General features: G+C 71.5%; 16 protein-coding genes. 11 read left to right on the plus strand and 5 right to left on the minus strand.

Annotated features, from left to right (window positions below; all coding sequences use genetic code 11):
• Positions 1–28 precede the first annotated feature (28 nt).
• The 3 genes from ACZ6YG_RS40690 to ACZ6YG_RS40700 all read right to left on the minus strand — a co-directional run bounded on the left by ACZ6YG_RS40690 (position 29) and on the right by ACZ6YG_RS40700 (position 2,640).
• Positions 29–385, minus strand: a complete 357-nt coding sequence (locus tag ACZ6YG_RS40690; protein WP_148031217.1) for a nuclear transport factor 2 family protein — start codon at positions 383–385, stop codon at positions 29–31.
• 22 nt (positions 386–407) lie between these two features.
• Positions 408–812 carry a hypothetical protein gene (locus ACZ6YG_RS40695; protein ID WP_466020892.1) on the minus strand — a complete coding sequence of 135 codons (405 nt, stop codon included), beginning with the start codon at positions 810–812 and terminating at the stop codon, positions 408–410.
• Positions 813–978: 166 nt separating this feature from the next.
• Complete coding sequence (locus ACZ6YG_RS40700; protein ID WP_466020893.1) at positions 979–2,640, minus strand: class I adenylate-forming enzyme family protein; 1,662 nt, start codon at positions 2,638–2,640, stop codon at positions 979–981.
• Positions 2,641–2,842: 202 nt separating this feature from the next.
• On the opposite strand from ACZ6YG_RS40700, the gene argC reads away from it, so the two are divergent.
• From argC to ACZ6YG_RS40745, 9 genes are all read left to right on the plus strand, one after another.
• On the plus strand, positions 2,843–3,880 hold the full coding sequence (gene argC, locus ACZ6YG_RS40705; RefSeq protein ID WP_378525348.1) for an N-acetyl-gamma-glutamyl-phosphate reductase: 1,038 nt from the start codon (positions 2,843–2,845) through the stop codon (positions 3,878–3,880).
• Complete coding sequence (gene argJ, locus ACZ6YG_RS40710; RefSeq protein WP_148031221.1) at positions 3,877–5,028, plus strand: bifunctional glutamate N-acetyltransferase/amino-acid acetyltransferase ArgJ; 1,152 nt, start codon at positions 3,877–3,879, stop codon at positions 5,026–5,028. The genes argC and argJ overlap by 4 nt, the downstream gene beginning before the upstream one ends.
• Complete coding sequence (gene argB / locus ACZ6YG_RS40715) at positions 5,025–5,891, plus strand: acetylglutamate kinase (RefSeq protein ID WP_148031222.1); 867 nt, start codon at positions 5,025–5,027, stop codon at positions 5,889–5,891. The genes argJ and argB overlap by 4 nt, the downstream gene beginning before the upstream one ends.
• Positions 5,891–7,060, plus strand: coding sequence for an acetylornithine transaminase (locus tag ACZ6YG_RS40720; RefSeq protein ID WP_364234474.1), 1,170 nt, complete (start codon positions 5,891–5,893; stop codon positions 7,058–7,060). The genes argB and ACZ6YG_RS40720 overlap by 1 nt, the downstream gene beginning before the upstream one ends.
• On the plus strand, positions 7,057–7,998 hold the full coding sequence (gene argF, locus ACZ6YG_RS40725; RefSeq protein ID WP_466020894.1) for an ornithine carbamoyltransferase: 942 nt from the start codon (positions 7,057–7,059) through the stop codon (positions 7,996–7,998). The genes ACZ6YG_RS40720 and argF overlap by 4 nt, the downstream gene beginning before the upstream one ends.
• The gene (locus ACZ6YG_RS40730; protein ID WP_148031225.1) at positions 7,995–8,501 is read left to right on the plus strand and encodes an arginine repressor; all 507 of its coding nucleotides are present in this window, start codon (positions 7,995–7,997) and stop codon (positions 8,499–8,501) included. Before argF ends, ACZ6YG_RS40730 begins: the two co-directional genes overlap by 4 nt.
• A gap of 42 nt (positions 8,502–8,543) precedes the next feature.
• A complete protein-coding gene (locus ACZ6YG_RS40735; protein ID WP_148031226.1) occupies positions 8,544–9,743 on the plus strand; it encodes an argininosuccinate synthase in 1,200 nt (399 codons plus the stop codon).
• Positions 9,744–9,810: 67 nt separating this feature from the next.
• Positions 9,811–11,208, plus strand: coding sequence for an argininosuccinate lyase (gene argH, locus ACZ6YG_RS40740; RefSeq protein ID WP_148034516.1), 1,398 nt, complete (start codon positions 9,811–9,813; stop codon positions 11,206–11,208).
• A gap of 8 nt (positions 11,209–11,216) precedes the next feature.
• Entirely contained in the window at positions 11,217–11,975 is a 759-nt protein-coding gene (locus ACZ6YG_RS40745; RefSeq protein WP_378525347.1) for a DNA-3-methyladenine glycosylase, read from the plus strand.
• Here ACZ6YG_RS40745 and ACZ6YG_RS40750 read toward each other — a convergent pair.
• Positions 11,915–12,223: a PH domain-containing protein gene (locus ACZ6YG_RS40750; protein ID WP_222708918.1), complete on the minus strand. Its 309-nt coding sequence runs from the start codon at positions 12,221–12,223 to the stop codon at positions 11,915–11,917. The two genes, ACZ6YG_RS40745 and ACZ6YG_RS40750, sit on opposite strands and share 61 nt — an antisense overlap.
• 177 nt (positions 12,224–12,400) lie before the next feature.
• Between ACZ6YG_RS40750 and tyrS the strand changes: the two genes are divergently transcribed.
• Positions 12,401–13,666 carry a tyrosine--tRNA ligase gene (gene tyrS / locus ACZ6YG_RS40755; protein WP_364234479.1) on the plus strand — a complete coding sequence of 422 codons (1,266 nt, stop codon included), beginning with the start codon at positions 12,401–12,403 and terminating at the stop codon, positions 13,664–13,666.
• Positions 13,667–13,669: 3 nt separating this feature from the next.
• On the opposite strand, the gene ACZ6YG_RS40760 is transcribed toward tyrS, so the two are convergent.
• The gene (locus tag ACZ6YG_RS40760) at positions 13,670–15,112 is read right to left on the minus strand and encodes a glycosyltransferase family 39 protein (RefSeq protein ID WP_466020895.1); all 1,443 of its coding nucleotides are present in this window, start codon (positions 15,110–15,112) and stop codon (positions 13,670–13,672) included.
• A 119-nt stretch (positions 15,113–15,231) separates the two neighbouring features.
• Between ACZ6YG_RS40760 and ACZ6YG_RS40765 the strand changes: the two genes are divergently transcribed.
• Entirely contained in the window at positions 15,232–15,819 is a 588-nt protein-coding gene (locus ACZ6YG_RS40765; RefSeq protein ID WP_364234484.1) for an HAD family hydrolase, read from the plus strand.
• Positions 15,820–16,369 lie beyond the last annotated feature (550 nt).

Genomic DNA, 16,369 nt, shown 5'->3' on the forward strand with positions numbered 1-16,369 from the left:
CCGGGGCGGGGGCCATGGGAGAGGAGGGTCAGACGGCCGGCACCTTGTCCAGGAAGCCGAGCACCTTGCTGATGCGCCCGTCCTCGGCCAGCTCCACCACGTCGAAGCCGGTCGCCACCGGCTCCCCGCCCTCCGGGCCGAGGTGCCAGGTGAAGCGGGCGACGCCGTGGTGGGCGTCGTACAGCTCGCCGGGGGTGAAGACCAGACCGGGGAACATCCCCTGGGCGCCCTCGATGACGGCGGCGATGCCGGCGTGCCCGGCCACGTCCGCCAGCGGGTCGGTGTACGTCGCGTCCTCGGTCCAGACGCCGGCCACGGCCTTGGCGCGGGCGGCGGGGTCGGTCTCGTTCCAGGCGGCCACGTAACGCTCGACGAGGTTCGTCATGATTTGTCAGCCTTTCAGATGGTTAGCGAAGCTTGCGGAGACCGGCGATCTGCAGCACGGCGAACCCGGCGACCACGAGGGCCTGGAGGATCGCCCACACCGCGCCGATCGTGGTGAACGCGAGGAGACCGGTGACGACGGCGGCGATGCTTGCCAGTGCCCAGACGACGTTCAGGCCGATCACGACCTGGGTGCCCGCCTCGCTGACCTGGCGGCGGCCCGCGAGGAGACCGACGGCCACCCCGTACGCGAGCAGGAAGATCCCGATCCCGCGCAGCAGGCCCGCGTCCGGCCCGAGCAGGTCGCTCAGAAGGCCGGCGGCGGCGAGGTAGGCCAGGCCGTTGACCCCTGTGACGACGGCGTCCGCGGCGAGCACGAGCCGCAGGAAGCTCGCGCGGCCGGTAGTGGCGCTGGTGGGGGTGGTCATCTCGCGTCTCCTTAGGTGTTCGTTCCGACACCCGCAACGGTGCCAGCGAGCACATAGGCCACGCGATTACGTGGAAGGTAATGCGATCTGGTGCAGACATGCTGACCTGGTGATATGTCATGAAAAAAGCGGCCCGCCGGTCGAGGGCGGGCCGCTTCGCGCGTCGTCAGGCGCCGAGTACCTCCCGGCGCAGGTGGGTCTTGAGGATCTTGCCGCCGGGGTTGCGCGGCAGCTCGCCCTCCCGGAACCAGAAGTGGCGCGGCACCTTGAACGCGGCGATCCGCCCGTCGAGGAACGCCCGCAGCTCCTCGCCGGTGGCCGGGACGCCGGCGGCGAGGCGGATCACCGCGCCCACCTCCTCGCCCAGCTCGTCGTGCGGCACGCCGATCACCGCGACGTCGTCCACGGCCGGGTGCTCGAACAGCGCGGCCTCCACCTCGGCGCAGTAGACGTTCTCGCCGCCCCTGATCACCATGTCCTTGGCCCGGTCGACGATGTAGACGAACCCGTCCTCGTCGATCTTGGCCAGGTCGCCGGTGTGCAGCCAGCCGCCGACGAACGTCTCGGCGGTGGCCTCCGGCTTGTTCCAGTAGCCCAGGATCACGTTGGGGCCGCGCACGCAGAGCTCGCCGACCTCGCCGGGCGGCAGCTCGTTGTTCATCGGGTCGACCACGCGCACGTCGACCACGGGGGAGGGCCTGCCGATGCTGTCGGGGTGCGCCTGGTAGTCGGCGCCCCCGTTGCCGATGGCCAGCGCGGTCGTCTCGGTCATGCCGTAGCCGTTGGACGCGGCGCGGGCGGGGAGGTTCTCGGTGATGCGCTCCAGCAGCCTGGGCGGGGCGGGCGCGCCGCCGTAGCCGAGCGTGTTGAGCGACGACAGGTCGTGCTTGGCGAAGTCGGGGTGGGACATCAGCTGCCAGGCGTTGGTCGGCACGCCGATCATGGCGCTGACCTTCTCCCGCTCGATCAGCTTCAGCGCCTGGCCCGGGTCCCACTTGTACATGAGCACCAGGCCCCCGCCGCTGAACAGGGTCGTGGTCAGCGCCGAGAAGCAGCCGGTGACGTGGAACAGCGGCACCGTCAGGAGCGTCACCCGGCGCACGGCCGTGGCCTCGCCGGGGTCCTTGCCGGCCAGCGCGCTGGCGCGGTAGAGCCCGTAGGCGACGGTCATCGGCGACTGGCCCAGATTGCGATGGCTGCCGAGCGCGCCCTTGGGCCGCCCGGTGGTGCCGGAGGTGTAGAAGATGGTGGCCGGGTCGTCGGGGGAGAGCTCCACCTCGGGCAGCGTCACGTCGGCCCTGACCTCGCCGAGCACCTCGTCGAACGTCCGCGCCCCCTGGGGCGCCGCGCCCCTGGCGACGATCAGCGGCACGCCGGTGCCGGCCAGCCTGGGGGCCCGCTCGTCGTCGGCGATGATGACCTTCGCGCCGGAGTCGCTCACCCCGTACGCCAGCTCGGGCTCGGTCCACCAGGCGTTCAACGGCACCGCGACGGCGCCCGCAGCGAGCGCCGCGGAGAAGGCGATCGACCATTCGGGGTAGTTGCGCATGGCGACCGCCACCCGGTCGCCCTTGCGCACCCCGTAGTCGTCGGCGAGGCGGGTGGCGAGGGTGGCGGCGCGCCGGTAGTGGTCCTCGAAGGTGATGTGCTCGTCCTCGTAGACGAGGAAAACCTTGTCGCCGTGCCACCGGCTGTTCTCCAGCAGCACGCGGAAGTGGGCGGGTGCGTGCTTCCACGTCCGAATGCCGGTGCCGCCGATCTCCTCCATCTCGAAGAGCTGTCCGGGTCCGGTGAGCTGGGCTTCCACCTGGGCGTGCGAAAGGGTCATTACGCAGTACTCCCGCTGGACGGCTGTCGGATACATCACAGTACCGACCGGTAGGTACGTAGCGCTAGACCGTGATTCACCGGGGATTATCCGTGGCCGTGCGCGTTCCGTCACCGTCCCGATATACGGTCTACGGGTTGCATGTTCATCCCCTGCGGTGCATCCTCTTAAAAAGCAAATCCATGAGGTAAGATGCATGACTATGCAGGAGGCAGGCATGAGAGCAGCGGTCGCCGGAGCCAGCGGCTACGCGGGCGGCGAGTTGCTCCGCCTGCTGCTCGGCCACCCGAGACTGGAGATCGGCGCGCTCACCGCCGCCTCCAGCGCGGGCAGCCCGCTCGGCGCCCACCAGCCGCAGCTGCCGGCGCTGGCCGGGCGGATCATCGAAGACACCACGCCAGAGACGCTCGCCGGCCACGACGTGGTCTTCCTCGCGCTCCCGCACGGCCACTCGGCGGCCATCGCCGCCAGGCTCGGCGACGAGACGCTGGTCGTCGACTGCGGCGCCGACCACCGGCTCGCCGACGCGGCCGCCTGGCAGGAGTTCTACGGCGGCGAGCACGCGGGCACCTGGCCCTACGGGCTGCCGGAGCTGCCCGGCCAGCGCGAGGTGCTCAAGGGCGCCCGCCGCATCGCGGTGCCCGGCTGCTACCCCACCTCGGTCCTGCTCGCGCTGACGCCCGCGTTCGCCGCGGGCCTGGCCGAGCCGGACGTCGTCGTGGTCGCCGCCAGCGGCACCAGCGGCGCCGGCAAGTCGCTCAAGCCCAACCTGCTCGGCAGTGAGGTCATCGGCTCGGTCAGCGCCTACGGCGCCGGCGGCGTCCACCGCCACACCCCCGAGATGGAGCAGGGGCTGAGCGCGGCCGCGGGGGTCCCGGTGCGGGTCTCCTTCACGCCCACGCTCGCCCCGATGAGCCGCGGCATCCTGGCCACCTGCACCGCCCCGGCCGCGCCCGGCCTCACCGGGGCCGCGCTGCGCGAGGCGTACGAGGAGGCGCTGCGCGCCGAGCCGTTCGTGACGCTGCTGCCGGAGGGCGTCTGGCCCGCCACCGCGATGACCTACGGCGCCAACACCGCCGCCCTGCAGGTGGCGCTCGACGAGCGGGCCGGCCGCGTGCTGGCCGTCATCGCCATCGACAACCTCACCAAGGGCACGGCCGGAGGCGCGATCCAGAGCGCCAACCTCGCCCTCGGCCTGCCAGAAGAGCTCGGTCTCCCCACGAATGGAGTAGCTCCATGAGCGTGACCGCCCCCCTAGGCTTCCGGGCCGCGGGCGTGGCCGCCGGCATCAAGTCCGGCGGCGCCCGCGACCTGGCCCTCGTCGTCAACGACGGGCCCAGCCGCGCCGCCGCAGGCGTCTTCACCGCCAACAGGGTGAAGGCGGCGCCCGTGCTGTGGTCGCAGCAGGTCCTGCGAGGCGGGCGGCTGCGGGCGGTCGTGCTCAACTCCGGCGGCGCCAACGCCTGCACCGGCCCCGAGGGCTTCCAGGACACGCACGCGACCGCCGAGAAGGCGGCCGCGCTGCTCGACGACTCCGCCGGCGAGATCGCGGTCTGCTCGACCGGGCTGATCGGCGAGCGGCTGCCGATGGACGCGGTGCTGGCCGGCGTGGAGCAGGCCGCCGCCAAGCTGTCCCGCGACGGCGGGCTCAACGCGGCCGACGCCATCCGCACCACCGACACGGTGTCCAAGATCTCCTTCAAGCGCGGCGCCGGCTACATGGTCGGCGGGATGGCCAAAGGGGCCGGCATGCTGGCCCCCGCCCTGGCCACCATGCTCTGCGTGATCACCACCGACGCCGAGCTGACCGCCGAGGAGCTGGGCTCGGTGCTGGGCAGGGCCACGTCCACGACGTTCGACCGGCTCGACACCGACGGCTGCATGTCCACCAACGACACCGTGCTGCTGCTGTCCAGCGGCGCCGCCGGGGTCAGGCCGGACCTGGCCGAGTTCGAGCAGAAGGTGACGGAGGTCTGCGCCGACCTGGCCAGGCAGCTCCTCGTCGACGCCGAGGGCGCCAGCAAGGCCATCTCCATCGAGGTGGTCGGCGCCGCCTCCGAGGACGACGCGGTCAAGGTCGGCCGCGCGGTCGCCCGTTCCAACCTGCTCAAGTGCGCCATCCACGGTGAGGACCCCAACTGGGGCCGGGTGCTGTCCGCGGTCGGCACCACCGATGCCGAGTTCGAGCCCGAGCGGCTCAACGTGGCCATCAACGGCATCTGGATCTGCCGCGGCGGCGCCGTCGGCGACGACCGCGACAAGGTCGACATGCGCCCGCGCGACGTCACCATCACCGTCGACCTGTCGGCCGGCCCGCACACCGCCACGGTGCACACCACCGACCTGACGGCCGAGTACGTCCACGAGAACTCGGCGTACTCGACATGAGGGACGCACAGGAGAAGGCGGCCGCGCTCATCGAGGCCCTGCCGTGGCTGGAGCGCTTCCACGGCGCGACCGTCGTCATCAAGTACGGCGGCAACGCGATGACCGACGAGGCGCTCAAGGAGTCGTTCGCCGAGGACGTCGTCTTCCTGCGCCACGCCGGGCTGCGGCCGGTCGTGGTGCACGGCGGCGGCCCGCAGATCAACGCCCACCTCGACAAGCTGGGCATCGAGTCCACGTTCACCGCCGGGCTGCGGGTCACCACCCCTGAGGCCATGCAGGTCGTCAGGATGGTGCTGGTCGGCCAGGTGGGCCGCGACATCATCGGCCTGATCAACCGCCACGGCCCGTTCGCGGTGGGCCTGTCGGGCGAGGACGCCCACCTGTTCACCGCCGAGCGCAAGAGCGCCATCGTCGACGGCAGCCCGGTCGACATCGGCCAGGTCGGCGAGATCGTCAAGGTCGAGCCCGGCACGGTCGAGGCGCTGCTGGCCGACGGGCGCGTCCCGGTCGTGTCCGGCATCGCGCGCGGCGCCGACGGCGAAATCTACAATGTAAATGCCGACACCGCGGCCGCCGCGCTGGCCGTGGCGCTCAAGGCCGACAAACTCATCGTCCTCACCGACGTCGAGGGCCTGTACGCCAACTGGCCCGACGACACCGACGTCATCGACGAGATCGACGCGGCCGAGCTCGAGCGGCTGATGCCCACGCTGTCCAGCGGCATGGTGCCCAAGATGGAAGCCTGCCTGACCGCCGTGCGCAACGGCGTCCCGCAGGCCCACGTGCTCGACGGCAGGGTGCCCCACTCGCTGCTGCAGGAGATCTTCACCAACGAAGGAATCGGAACCATGGTGGTGCCCTGATGAGTAGCCTGTACGAGCGGTTCGAGCAGGTCTTCATGCCCAACTACGGCGTCCCGCCGGTCGCGCTGGCCAGGGGCGAGGGCGCCCGCGTGTGGGACGTCGAGGGCAGGGAGTATCTCGACTTCATCGCCGGCATCGCGGTCGTCTCGCTCGGTCACGCCCACCCCGCGCTGGTCGAGGCGGTGTCGAAGCAGGTGGCGACGATCGCCCACACCAGCAACCTGTTCCTGCACGAGCCCGAGGTGCTGCTGGCCGAGAGGCTGACCGGCCTGCTCGGCGCGCCCGCCCGGGTCTTCTTCGCCAACTCCGGCACCGAGGCCAACGAGGCCGCCTACAAGCTCGCGGTCAAGTACGGCAAGCGCACCGGCAGGTCCTACTTCGTCGCGGCCGAGAACGGCTTCCACGGCCGTACGATCGGCGCGCTGTCGCTGAGCGGCAAGAAGTCCATCCGCGACCAGTTCGGCCCCTTCCCGGTCGACGTCCGGTTCGTCCCGTACGGGGACGCGGACGCGCTGAAGGAGGCCGTGACCGGCGACTGCGCGGCGGTGTTCCTGGAGCCGACGCAGGGCGAGGCCGGCGTGGTGCCGCCGCCCGACGGCTACCTGGCGGCGGCCCGCGAGATCTGTGACGCGACCGGCGCGCTGCTGGTCGCCGACGAGATCCAGTCGGCGATCGGCAGGACCGGCCACTGGTTCGCCCACCAGGCCGACGGCTTCACCCCCGACATCCTCACCCTGGCCAAGGGGCTGGGCGGCGGGCTGCCGATCGGCGCCTGCGTCGGATTCGGCGAGGCCGGCACCCTGTTCGAGAAGGGCGACCACGGCTCGACCTTCGGCGGCAACCCGGTGTCCTGCGCCGCGGCCCTGGCCGTGCTCGACAACGTGGACCTCGGCCATGTCAACGAGGTCGCCGCGCGGCTGCGCGGCGGTCTCGAATCGATCGCGCACCCGCTGCTGAAGGGGGTGCGCGGACGCGGCCTGTGGCTGGCCGCCGTGCTCGCCGAGCCCGTTTCGGGGAAGGTGCAGAAGGCGGCGCAGGATGCGGGCTTCCTCGTCAACGCCGTGCAGCCGGACGCGGTGCGGATCGCGCCGCCGCTGGTCGTGACGGCCGGCCAGGTGGACGCCTTCACCGCCGCGTTCCCGAACATTCTCACGGAGGCGAGCCAGTGACCGCAGGAAACAACGCGGACGTCAGGCACTTTCTGCGGGACGACGACCTCTCGCCGGCCGAGCAGGAAGAGGTCCTCGTCCTGGCGGCGGAGATGAAGAAGGACCGCTTCGGCCACCGCCCGTTCGAGGGGCCCAAGACCGTGGCGGTGCTGTTCGACAAGCCGTCCGCCAGGACCCGCGTCTCCTTCCACGTGGGCATCGGCGAGCTGGGCGGCCTGCCGCTGATCGTCGACGGCGTCTCCACCCTCATGGGCCGCGGCGAGCCGGTCGAGGACATCGCCCGCGTGCTCGACCGGCAGGTGGCCGCCATCGTGTGGCGCACCAGCGGCCAGGAGCTGATCGAGACCATGGCGGCGAACTCCGCGGTGCCCGTGGTCAACGCGCTCACCGACGAGTTCCACCCCTGCCAGATCCTCGCCGACCTGCAGACGGTGCGCGAGCGGCTGGGCCGCACCGCCGGGCTGACACTCGCGTACGTGGGCGACGGCGCCAACAACATGGCCAACTCCTACCTGCTGGGCGGCGCCACCGCCGGCATGCACGTGCGGATCGGCGCCCCGGTCGGCTACCAGCCCGACGCGGTGGTCCTGGCCAGGGCCGCGGCCATCGCCGCCACCACCGGCGGTTCCGTGGTGTCCGTCTCGGACCCGGTCGCCGCCGTTCAGGGGGCGCAGGTCGTGGCGGCCGACACCTGGGTGTCGATGGGCCAGGACGGCAAGGACGACCGAGTCCGCGATCTCATGCCCTACCAGGTCAACGCCGAGCTGCTGGCACACGCCGACGGCGACGCGGTCGTGCTCCACTGCCTGCCCGCCTACCGCGGCAACGAGATCACCGCCGACGTCCTGGAGGGCCCGCACAGCGCCGTGTGGGACCAGGCGGAGAACCGGCTGCACGCGCAGAAGGCGCTGCTCCACTGGCTGGTGACCAGACCATGACGATCCCGATGACCAAGGCGGCCCGGCAGGCGAAGATCACCGACCTGCTCCAGCGCCAGCCGGTCCGGTCCCAGCCGGAGCTGGCCAAGCTGCTGGCGGAGAGCGGCGTCGAGGTCACCCAGGCCACGCTCTCACGCGACCTCGACGAGCTGGGCGCGCTCAAGCTGCGCGCCGAGGACGGCTCGCTGGTGTACGCGCTGCCCGGTGAGGGCGGCGGGCGGATCCCGCTGGCCAGGCTCGGCACCGGCGAGTCCCCGGCCGCGCGGCTGCACCGCATCGCGGAGGAACTGCTGGTCAGCGCCGACGCCTCGGCCAACCTGGTCATCGTCAGGACTCCGCCGGGCGCGGCCCAGTTCCTCGCCTCCGCCATCGACCACGCCGACTGGGAGTCGATTCTCGGCACGGTCGCGGGTGACGACACGATCCTGGTCATCAGCCGAGACCCGCAGGGCGGGCCGGCTCTCGCGGAGGCGCTGCTGAAGGCGGCAGACCGGCGCACTTAGACCGAATTATCACGCTTTATCGCAATCGATGGAGACAGAGCAATGACGGAGAGAGTGGTCCTGGCGTTCTCCGGGGGCCTGGACACGTCGGTGGCCATCCCGTTCCTCGCCGAGAAGATGAACGCCGAGGTCATCGCCGTCGCGGTGGACCTCGGCCAGGGCGGCGAGGACATGAAGGCCATCCGCGAGCGCGCCCTGGACTGCGGCGCCGTCGAGTCCGTGGTGGTCGACGCCAAGGAGGAGTTCGCGGCCGACTTCTGCGTGCCCGCGCTCCAGGCCAACGCCCTCTACATGGACCGCTATCCGCTGCTGTCGTCGCTCTCGCGCCCGCTCATCGTCAAGCACCTGGTCACTGCGGCCAAGCAGCTCGGCGGCACGATCGTGTCCCACGGCTGCACCGGCAAGGGCAACGACCAGGTCCGCTTCGAGGCCGGGCTGGCGGCGCTGGCCCCCGAGCTCAAGGTGGTCGCCCCGGCCCGCGACTTCGCCTGGACCCGCGACAAGGCGATCGAGTACGCCGAGCGCAGGGGCCTGCCCATCGAGACCACCAAGAAGAACCCGTTCTCGATCGACCAGAACCTGTGGGGCCGCGCCATCGAGACCGGCTTCCTGGAAGACATCTGGAACGCGCCCAGCGAGGACGTCTACGCCTACACGGCCGACCCCGCCGTGCCGCGCGAGCCCGACGAGGTGGTCATCACCTTCGAGCGGGGCGTCCCGGTCAAGCTCGACGGCCGCCCGCTCACCCCGTACGAGATCATCGACGAGCTGAACCGGCGGGCCGGCGCGCACGGCGTCGGGCGCATCGACATGGTCGAGGACCGGCTGGTCGGCATCAAGTCACGCGAGGTGTACGAGGCGCCCGGCGCGATCACGCTCATCACGGCGCACCTGGAGCTGGAGAGCGTCACCGTCGAGCGCGACCTGGCCCGCTTCAAGCGGGGCGTCGACCAGCGGTGGAGCGAGCTGGTCTACGACGGGCTGTGGTACTCGCCGCTCAAGCGCGGGCTCGACGCGCTCATCGCCGACGCGCAGCGGTACGTCAGCGGTGACATCAGGATGACCCTGCACGGCGGCCGCGCCACGGTCACGGGCCGGCGCTCCGAGCAGTCGCTGTACGACTTCTCGCTCGCCACCTACGACACCGGCGACTCGTTCGACCAGTCGCTGGCCAAGGGTTTCGTACAACTGTTCAGCCTGCCTTCGAAGATCGCGGCGGCTCGCGACGCGAAGCAGGGGTGAAGTGCACTAAGGTCGCGGAGGACGTGCGGTGAAGGCTGAGGAGAAGACGGTGAGTGATGGCAAGCCGATGCGGCTGTGGGGCGGGCGTTTCGAAGGGGGCCCGTCCGACGCGCTGACCCGGCTGTCGGTGAGCGTGCACTTCGACTGGCGGCTGGTGCCCTACGACCTGGCGGCGTCCAGGGCGCACGCCCGCGTGCTGCACAGGGCGGGGCTGCTGAGCGCCGAGGAGCTGCAGCGCATGATCGGCGCGCTCGACGACCTGGAGCGCGCCTGCAAGGAGGGCGAGTTCCGGCCCACCGTCGCGGACGAGGACGTGCACACCGCGCTGGAGCGCGGCCTGCTGGAGCGGCTCGGCTCGCTCGGCGGCAAGCTCAGGGCCGGCCGCAGTCGCAACGACCAGATCGCCACCGACCTGCGTCTCTACCTCCGCGACCACGCCCGCACGATCGTCTCCCGGCTGGTGGAGCTGGAGACGGCGCTGATGGAGCAGGCGGGGCAGCACGCCGAGACGGCCGCGCCCGGCATGACCCACCTGCAGCACGCGCAGCCGGTGTCGTTCGGCCACCAGCTGCTCGCGCACGTGCACGCGTTCGCCCGCGACGTCGACCGGCTCACCGACTGGGACAAGCGGGCGGCCGTCTCGCCGCTCGGCTCCGGCGCGCTGGCCGGCTCGTCGCTGCCGCTCGACCCACAGGCGGTGGCGCAGGAGCTCGGGTTCGACTCGGCCGCGCCCAACTCGATGGACGCGGTCGCCGACCGTGACTTCGCGGCCGAGTTCCTGTTCGCCGCGGCCCTGATCGGCACCCACCTGTCCCGGCTGGGCGAGGAGATCGTCCTGTGGGCCTCGCAGGAGTTCCGCTGGATCGAGATGGACGACGCCTACTCCACCGGCTCGTCGATCATGCCGCAGAAGAAGAACCCCGACGTGGCCGAGCTGGCCCGCGGCAAGTCCGGACGCCTCATCGGCAACCTGATGGCGCTGCTGACCACGCTCAAGGGCCTGCCGCTCACCTACAACCGCGACCTGCAGGAGGACAAGGAGCCGGTGTTCGACTCGGTCGACACCCTGCTGCTGGTCCTGCCCGCGATGGCCGGCCTCGTCTCGACCATGCGGGTCAACACCGCCCGGATGGAGGCGTCGGCGCCCGACGGGTTCGCCCTCGCCACCGACCTGGCCGAGCTGCTGGTGCGGCGCGGGGTGCCGTTCCGTGAGGCGCACGAGGCGGTCGGCCACCTCGTGGTGTGGTGCCAGGTCAACGACAAGGACCTCGGCGACCTCACCGACGACGAGATGGTCAAGGTCTCGCCGCACCTGACGCCCGACGTGCGCGACGTGCTCAACGTGCCGGGCGCGCTCGCCGCCCGCAAGGCCCACGGCGGCACCGCCCCCGACCGCGTCCGCGACCAGCTCGTGGCGCTGCGCGAGGCGGTCGACGCCCAGGCGGCCTGGGCGGCCGGCTCCTGAGCGGGGTGCTGAGCACGGCCCCGCTGCCGCGGGCCTTCTTCGACCGGCCGTCCCACGAGGTCGCGCCCGACCTGCTCGGGCGCCTCATCGTGCACGGCGGCGTGGCCGTACGCCTGACCGAGGTCGAGGCGTACGGCGGGCCGGGCGAGGACCCCGCGGCCCACACCTACCGCGGCAAGACGGCGCGCAACGCGGTCATGTTCGGCCCGCCCGGACACCTGTACGTGTACTTCACCTACGGCATGCACTTCTGCGCCAACCTCGTCTGCCTGCCCGAGGACCAGGGCTCGGCGGTGCTGCTGCGGGCCGGTGAGGTGGTCGGCGGCGTCGGCCTGGCCCGGTCCCGGCGGTCCGGCAGGGGAGCGCCCGCGGGCGACGGCGGCCCCAGGCCGGTGGCCGACCGCGACCTCGGCCGGGGGCCGGCCAGGCTGGCCGTGGCGCTCGGTCTGCTGCGCGAGCACAACGGCGTCGACGCCGTCTGGGAGGGCCCGCCCGGCGCGATCCCCGCCGTCGACCGCCTGATCAGCGCCGCGCCGCAGGCCGACGGCCCGCCGGTGTGGCCCGCCGGGTCGGCGGTGGTCCTGGAGGGCCGCCCGCCGGAGCCCGGAGCGATCAGGTCGGGGCCGCGCACCGGGATCTCGACGGCCAAGGACACCCCCTGGCGGTTCTGGGTCGACGGAGATCCGACCGTCTCCCCGTACCGCGCTCACATGCCGCGGCGGCGCAACGCCGCAGCCACCTCCGTGGGCGAGGCGCCGAGGTCGTGAGCGCTGAAGATGTGCAGATGGTCGCCGGTGTCGATCTCCAGCATCTCGCTGCGCAGGCCCCACCGCCTGCGGACGTCCACCTCGACGTCCCGGATGGCGTCCCACGGCACGTGCCGCCTGCCCGCGAAACCGTGCACGACCGTGATGCCGCTCTCGTCCATCGCCAGCCGCACCGGGGCCAGTATGTCGCGCAACCCCATCCCGCCCAGCAGCACCGCCGCCGGCACCGCGAGGACCACTCCTGGCACGTCACCGTCGGCATACCAGTACGCTGCGAGCCCCGCGCACGCCAGAGCCCCTAAGATCTTGAAAACGGCCAGTTCACGACGGACCTTCCACATGGGGCCGACATTATCCAAGTGGCGGCGTCCGGCCGCGATCAGGCACGCTGTACCCACTCACCATCTATCAGGAAAGTCAGCATCGTGACCGACATCCTCGATGAGCTCGAATGGCGCGACGTGACCGCGCAGACCACCGACACCGACGCCCTGCGCGAAACGCTGTCGAAGGGTCCGATCACGGTCTATGCGGGCTTCGACCCGACCGCACCGTCGCTGCACGTCGGCAACCTCGCCACGCTGCTGATCCTGACCCGTTTCCAGCGTGCGGGCCACCGGCCGATCGGCCTGGTCGGCGGCGCCACCGGCCTGATCGGCGACCCCAGCGGCCGCAGCACCGAGCGGGCGCTCAACACCAGCGAGGTGGTGGCCGAATGGGTGGCGCGGATCCGGGTCCAGGTGGAGAAGTTCCTGTCGTTCGAGCCGGGCCCCAACGCGGCCACGCTCGTCAGCAACCTCGACTGGACCGCCGAGCTGTCGGCCATCGACTTCCTGCGTGACGTCGGCAAGCACTTCCCGGTCAACCGGATGCTCGCCCGCGAGTCGGTCTCGGCCAGGCTCGGCGGCGAAGGGCTCAGCTACACCGAGTTCAGCTACCAGATCCTGCAGGCCAACGACTACCTGGAGCTCTACCGGCGCCACGGCTGCACCCTCCAGCTCGGCGGCAGCGATCAGTGGGGCAACATCACCGCGGGCGTCGACCTGATCAGGCGGGTCGAGGGCGCTCACGTGCACGCCCTCACCGGCAAACTGATCACCAAGGCCGACGGCACCAAGTTCGGCAAGACCGCCGGCGGGGCCGTCTGGCTCGACCCGGCGCTGACCACGCCCTACGCGTTCTACCAGTACTGGCTCAACGCCGACGACCGCGACGTGATCCGCTTCCTCAAGGTGTTCACCTTCCGCTCCCGGGAGGAGATCGAGCAGCTGGAGAAGGCCGTCGCCGACCGGCCGTTCGCCCGCGAGGCGCAGCGGACGCTCGCCGAGGACCTCACCACGCTCGTGCACGGCCCGCAGGAGCTGGCCGCGGCGGTGGCGGCGTCCAAGGCGCTGTTCGGCCAGGGCTCGCTGGACGAGCTGCCGGCCTCCACCCTGGCGGCGGCGCTGGCCGAGGTGCCGAAGGCGACCGTCCCCGGGCTCGGCGCGTCGCTGGTCGACCTCATGGCCGACAGCGGGCTGGTCGAGTCCAAGTCGGCCGCCCGCCGGGCGGTCAAGGAGGGCGGCGCCTACCTCAACAACACCAAGATCACGGACGAGGCGTACGTCCCGGCCGCCGCCGACCTGCTCCACGGCCGCTTCCTGGTGCTGCGGCGCGGCAAGAAGTCGGTCGGCGGCGTCGAGGTCGGCTGACCCTCAGCCGCCCGCCTTCGTGTAGAGGGCGACCGTCATGCCCGGCAGGTCGGCCGAGTGCCACGAGCCCTCCCGCTCGTACCCGGCCTCCTCGACTTCCCGTACCCGGGCCAGACGGTCGCCCGTGGCCTTGGTGCCGCGCCACACGACCCACACCCGCTCGCGCCCGCGCAGCGCGCCGGCGACGGCGCTCCGCTCGCGGTAGCCGAAGCCGGTCGGCGACGGGTCGTGGCCGAGCCGGAGCACGTCCTCCGGCATCGAGCCGTCTCCGAATCCGTCGAGCCCGTAGTAGGCGGGGCCGTAGTAGTCGAACCCGGACCGCACCTGGCTCTGCCCGTACACGATCGCGTCGCCCGGCTGGGCCTGGATCCGGGAGATGGCCCACGGGAAGTTCTCGAACCGCCCGTTCTCATCCCGGACCTCCGCATGTTGGTACGTTCCCGCCGCCAGGCAGACCGCGAATAGCGCCCAGCAGGCGGCCACGGACACCCGCCTGCTTCCGGCGTGCGCGGCGGCCAGCCCCGCCAGCAGGGCCAGCGCCGGCGCCGTCACGAACAGGTAGCGATCCACGTACACCGGCGTGACCAGGTGGGACACCGCGAGCAACAGCAGCGGCGGCAGCACCAGCCACCCCAGCAGCGCACCCGCCCAGCGCCAGGGCGGGAGACCCGTGCTCGCGGCGCCCCGCGGCCCGGCCGCCCGCCGCGACAGCCCCAGCAGCGCCGCCCCGGCCAGCGCGACCACGAACAGCGGCACCCCGGCCTCGGCCGCCCCCGCCGCCATCTTCGGGAACTTCAGCAGCACATCGGGGCCACGCTGCGGGATCCAGCTGATCGCGTGCCGCTCCCCGTACCCGACGAGGCCCAGCACCACGGCGGGCACGCACCCCGCCGCCAGCGCGGCGAGCATCCGCGCCGCCGTCTCCCGCCGGATCAGCAGCAGATGGGCCGGCAGCACCAGCACCGCGAACAGGTGCGTGCAGCAGACCAGCGCCACAGTCGCGCCGTACGCCGCCCACCGGCGCGGGCCGGAGCGTTCCAGCGCCCGGTGCAACGCCCAGAACGACAGCACGACCGCGGCCGCGGCGAACGCGTACGGTCGCGCGAACGCCCCGTAGTACGACACCGACGGCAGCGCCGCCAGCAGCGCGGCCGCCGTCACCCCGGCCCGCGTGCTGTGCAGCCGCCTGCCCAGCGCCACCAGCAGGCCCGCCGCCGCGCCGATCGCCAGCGCCGACGGCAGCCGCAGCCACAGCTCCGCCGTGCCCGCCAGCGCCCACACGTGCATGAACAGGTAATAGGGCAGGAAATGGCCGTCGATGTGCTGGACCAGCTCCCACAGCCCGGCCAGCGAGCGGGTGGCGGCGCTGATCGTGGCCAGCTCGTCGCCGTTCAGCGTCGCCGCGCCCGACCCGCTGAACGCCACCCCACCGGCCAGCGCGGCCATCACCCCCTCCGCGTACGGCCTGCCGCGGGTGCGACTCTGTCGCGGAACTGGCGGGGCGTCAGGGGCAAGTGTGGCCGCAGAGATCATCGGTGCAGAATACGGCGCATAGGCTCTGATGCATGAATCAAGTAATCGTTTTCGATCTGTACGGTGTCATCGCCCGGACCCAGACGGACGAGGCGAAGCAGCAGCTCGTGGACCTGGGCGGGGTCTCCGCCGAGGCGTTCTGGGAGGCATACTGGGGCTGCCGGCCCGCCTACGACGCCGGGCAGGAGACCGGTGCGTACTGGGCGGCGGTCGGCGAGCGGCTGGGAGTGGAGTTCGCCGACGTGGCGGCCCTGACGGCGGCCGATCTGGAGAGCTGGTCGCAGGTGGATCAGGAGATGGTGGCGCTGGTGCACGAGCTCGCCGACCGCGGGGTCAAGCTGGGGCTGCTGTCGAACATCATCGAAGACCTGGTGCCGGTGTGGGAACGCAACCACGGTGACTGGCTGGGGCGGTTCGACGCGCTGACGTACTCGTGCCGGATCGGGGTCGCCAAGCCGGACCCGCGGGCGTACGAGATCTGCGCGGCGCGGCTCGGGGTGGCTCCGCGGGACGCGCTGTTCTTCGACGACAACGAGGTCAACGTGGCGGGGGCGCGGGCGGCGGGGATGCCGGCCGAGCTGTTCACCTCACCGGACCAGGTTCGCGCCCTCATCCGTTAGCGGGCCCGCGTCCCTCCGACGCATGGCGTGGTGGCTTCGGGGGATGAGAACGCTTCCTTCAGCACCACATCGCTGTGGCGCGAGGACGACAGCCCGGCCGGCCGTCCGGCGTGTGATTTGACGTCTGGCGGATCGCGACCTAACCTCATAACTCGCCCCGGGAGTGAGCCGGACGCCGGTCAGGCGGACGGGCCCCAGGGCAGAGTCCCTTGAGAACAAGCCACTCGGCCGGAGCGCTGCAATGCGCTCTTGATCGGGTTGTCTCGGGCGTCCGGCGTGATCACCGAATAAATCGGTTGATTCGACAGGCGCAGGATGACACGGTAAGTTCCGGGGACTGCCAAAATCTTGATCAGATGAACCGATAAACGGATTTGACCGGATATCGGGCCACCTGATAAAGTGGAGAAGAGCAGATGTGCGCCCCTGGCGCTGAAGGCGATAATCTTCGGTGCGGGTGTACGCGTCCGTTTCTTGAGAACTCAACAGTGTGTTAAAAGCCAGTGCATGATGCACAACCCCGTCATGTATTTCTGTGACGGATTCCTTT

The sequence above is a fragment of the Nonomuraea sp. NPDC054003 genome, from assembly GCF_055585125.1.

Coding starts and splice junctions, on each gene's coding strand:
- argJ (WP_148031221.1), top strand. CDS start 3,877: ATGAGCGTGACCGCCCCCCTAGGCTTCCGGGCCGCGGGCGTGGCCGCC.
- ACZ6YG_RS40695 (WP_466020892.1), bottom strand. CDS start 812: ATGACCACCCCCACCAGCGCCACTACCGGCCGCGCGAGCTTCCTGCGG.
- argC (WP_378525348.1), top strand. CDS start 2,843: ATGCAGGAGGCAGGCATGAGAGCAGCGGTCGCCGGAGCCAGCGGCTAC.
- ACZ6YG_RS40735 (WP_148031226.1), top strand. CDS start 8,544: ATGACGGAGAGAGTGGTCCTGGCGTTCTCCGGGGGCCTGGACACGTCG.
- ACZ6YG_RS40700 (WP_466020893.1), bottom strand. CDS start 2,640: ATGACCCTTTCGCACGCCCAGGTGGAAGCCCAGCTCACCGGACCCGGA.
- argB (WP_148031222.1), top strand. CDS start 5,025: ATGAGGGACGCACAGGAGAAGGCGGCCGCGCTCATCGAGGCCCTGCCG.
- ACZ6YG_RS40730 (WP_148031225.1), top strand. CDS start 7,995: ATGACGATCCCGATGACCAAGGCGGCCCGGCAGGCGAAGATCACCGAC.
- ACZ6YG_RS40690 (WP_148031217.1), bottom strand. CDS start 385: ATGACGAACCTCGTCGAGCGTTACGTGGCCGCCTGGAACGAGACCGAC.
- ACZ6YG_RS40720 (WP_364234474.1), top strand. CDS start 5,891: ATGAGTAGCCTGTACGAGCGGTTCGAGCAGGTCTTCATGCCCAACTAC.
- argH (WP_148034516.1), top strand. CDS start 9,811: ATGCGGCTGTGGGGCGGGCGTTTCGAAGGGGGCCCGTCCGACGCGCTG.
- ACZ6YG_RS40765 (WP_364234484.1), top strand. CDS start 15,232: ATGAATCAAGTAATCGTTTTCGATCTGTACGGTGTCATCGCCCGGACC.
- ACZ6YG_RS40760 (WP_466020895.1), bottom strand. CDS start 15,112: ATGGCCGCGCTGGCCGGTGGGGTGGCGTTCAGCGGGTCGGGCGCGGCG.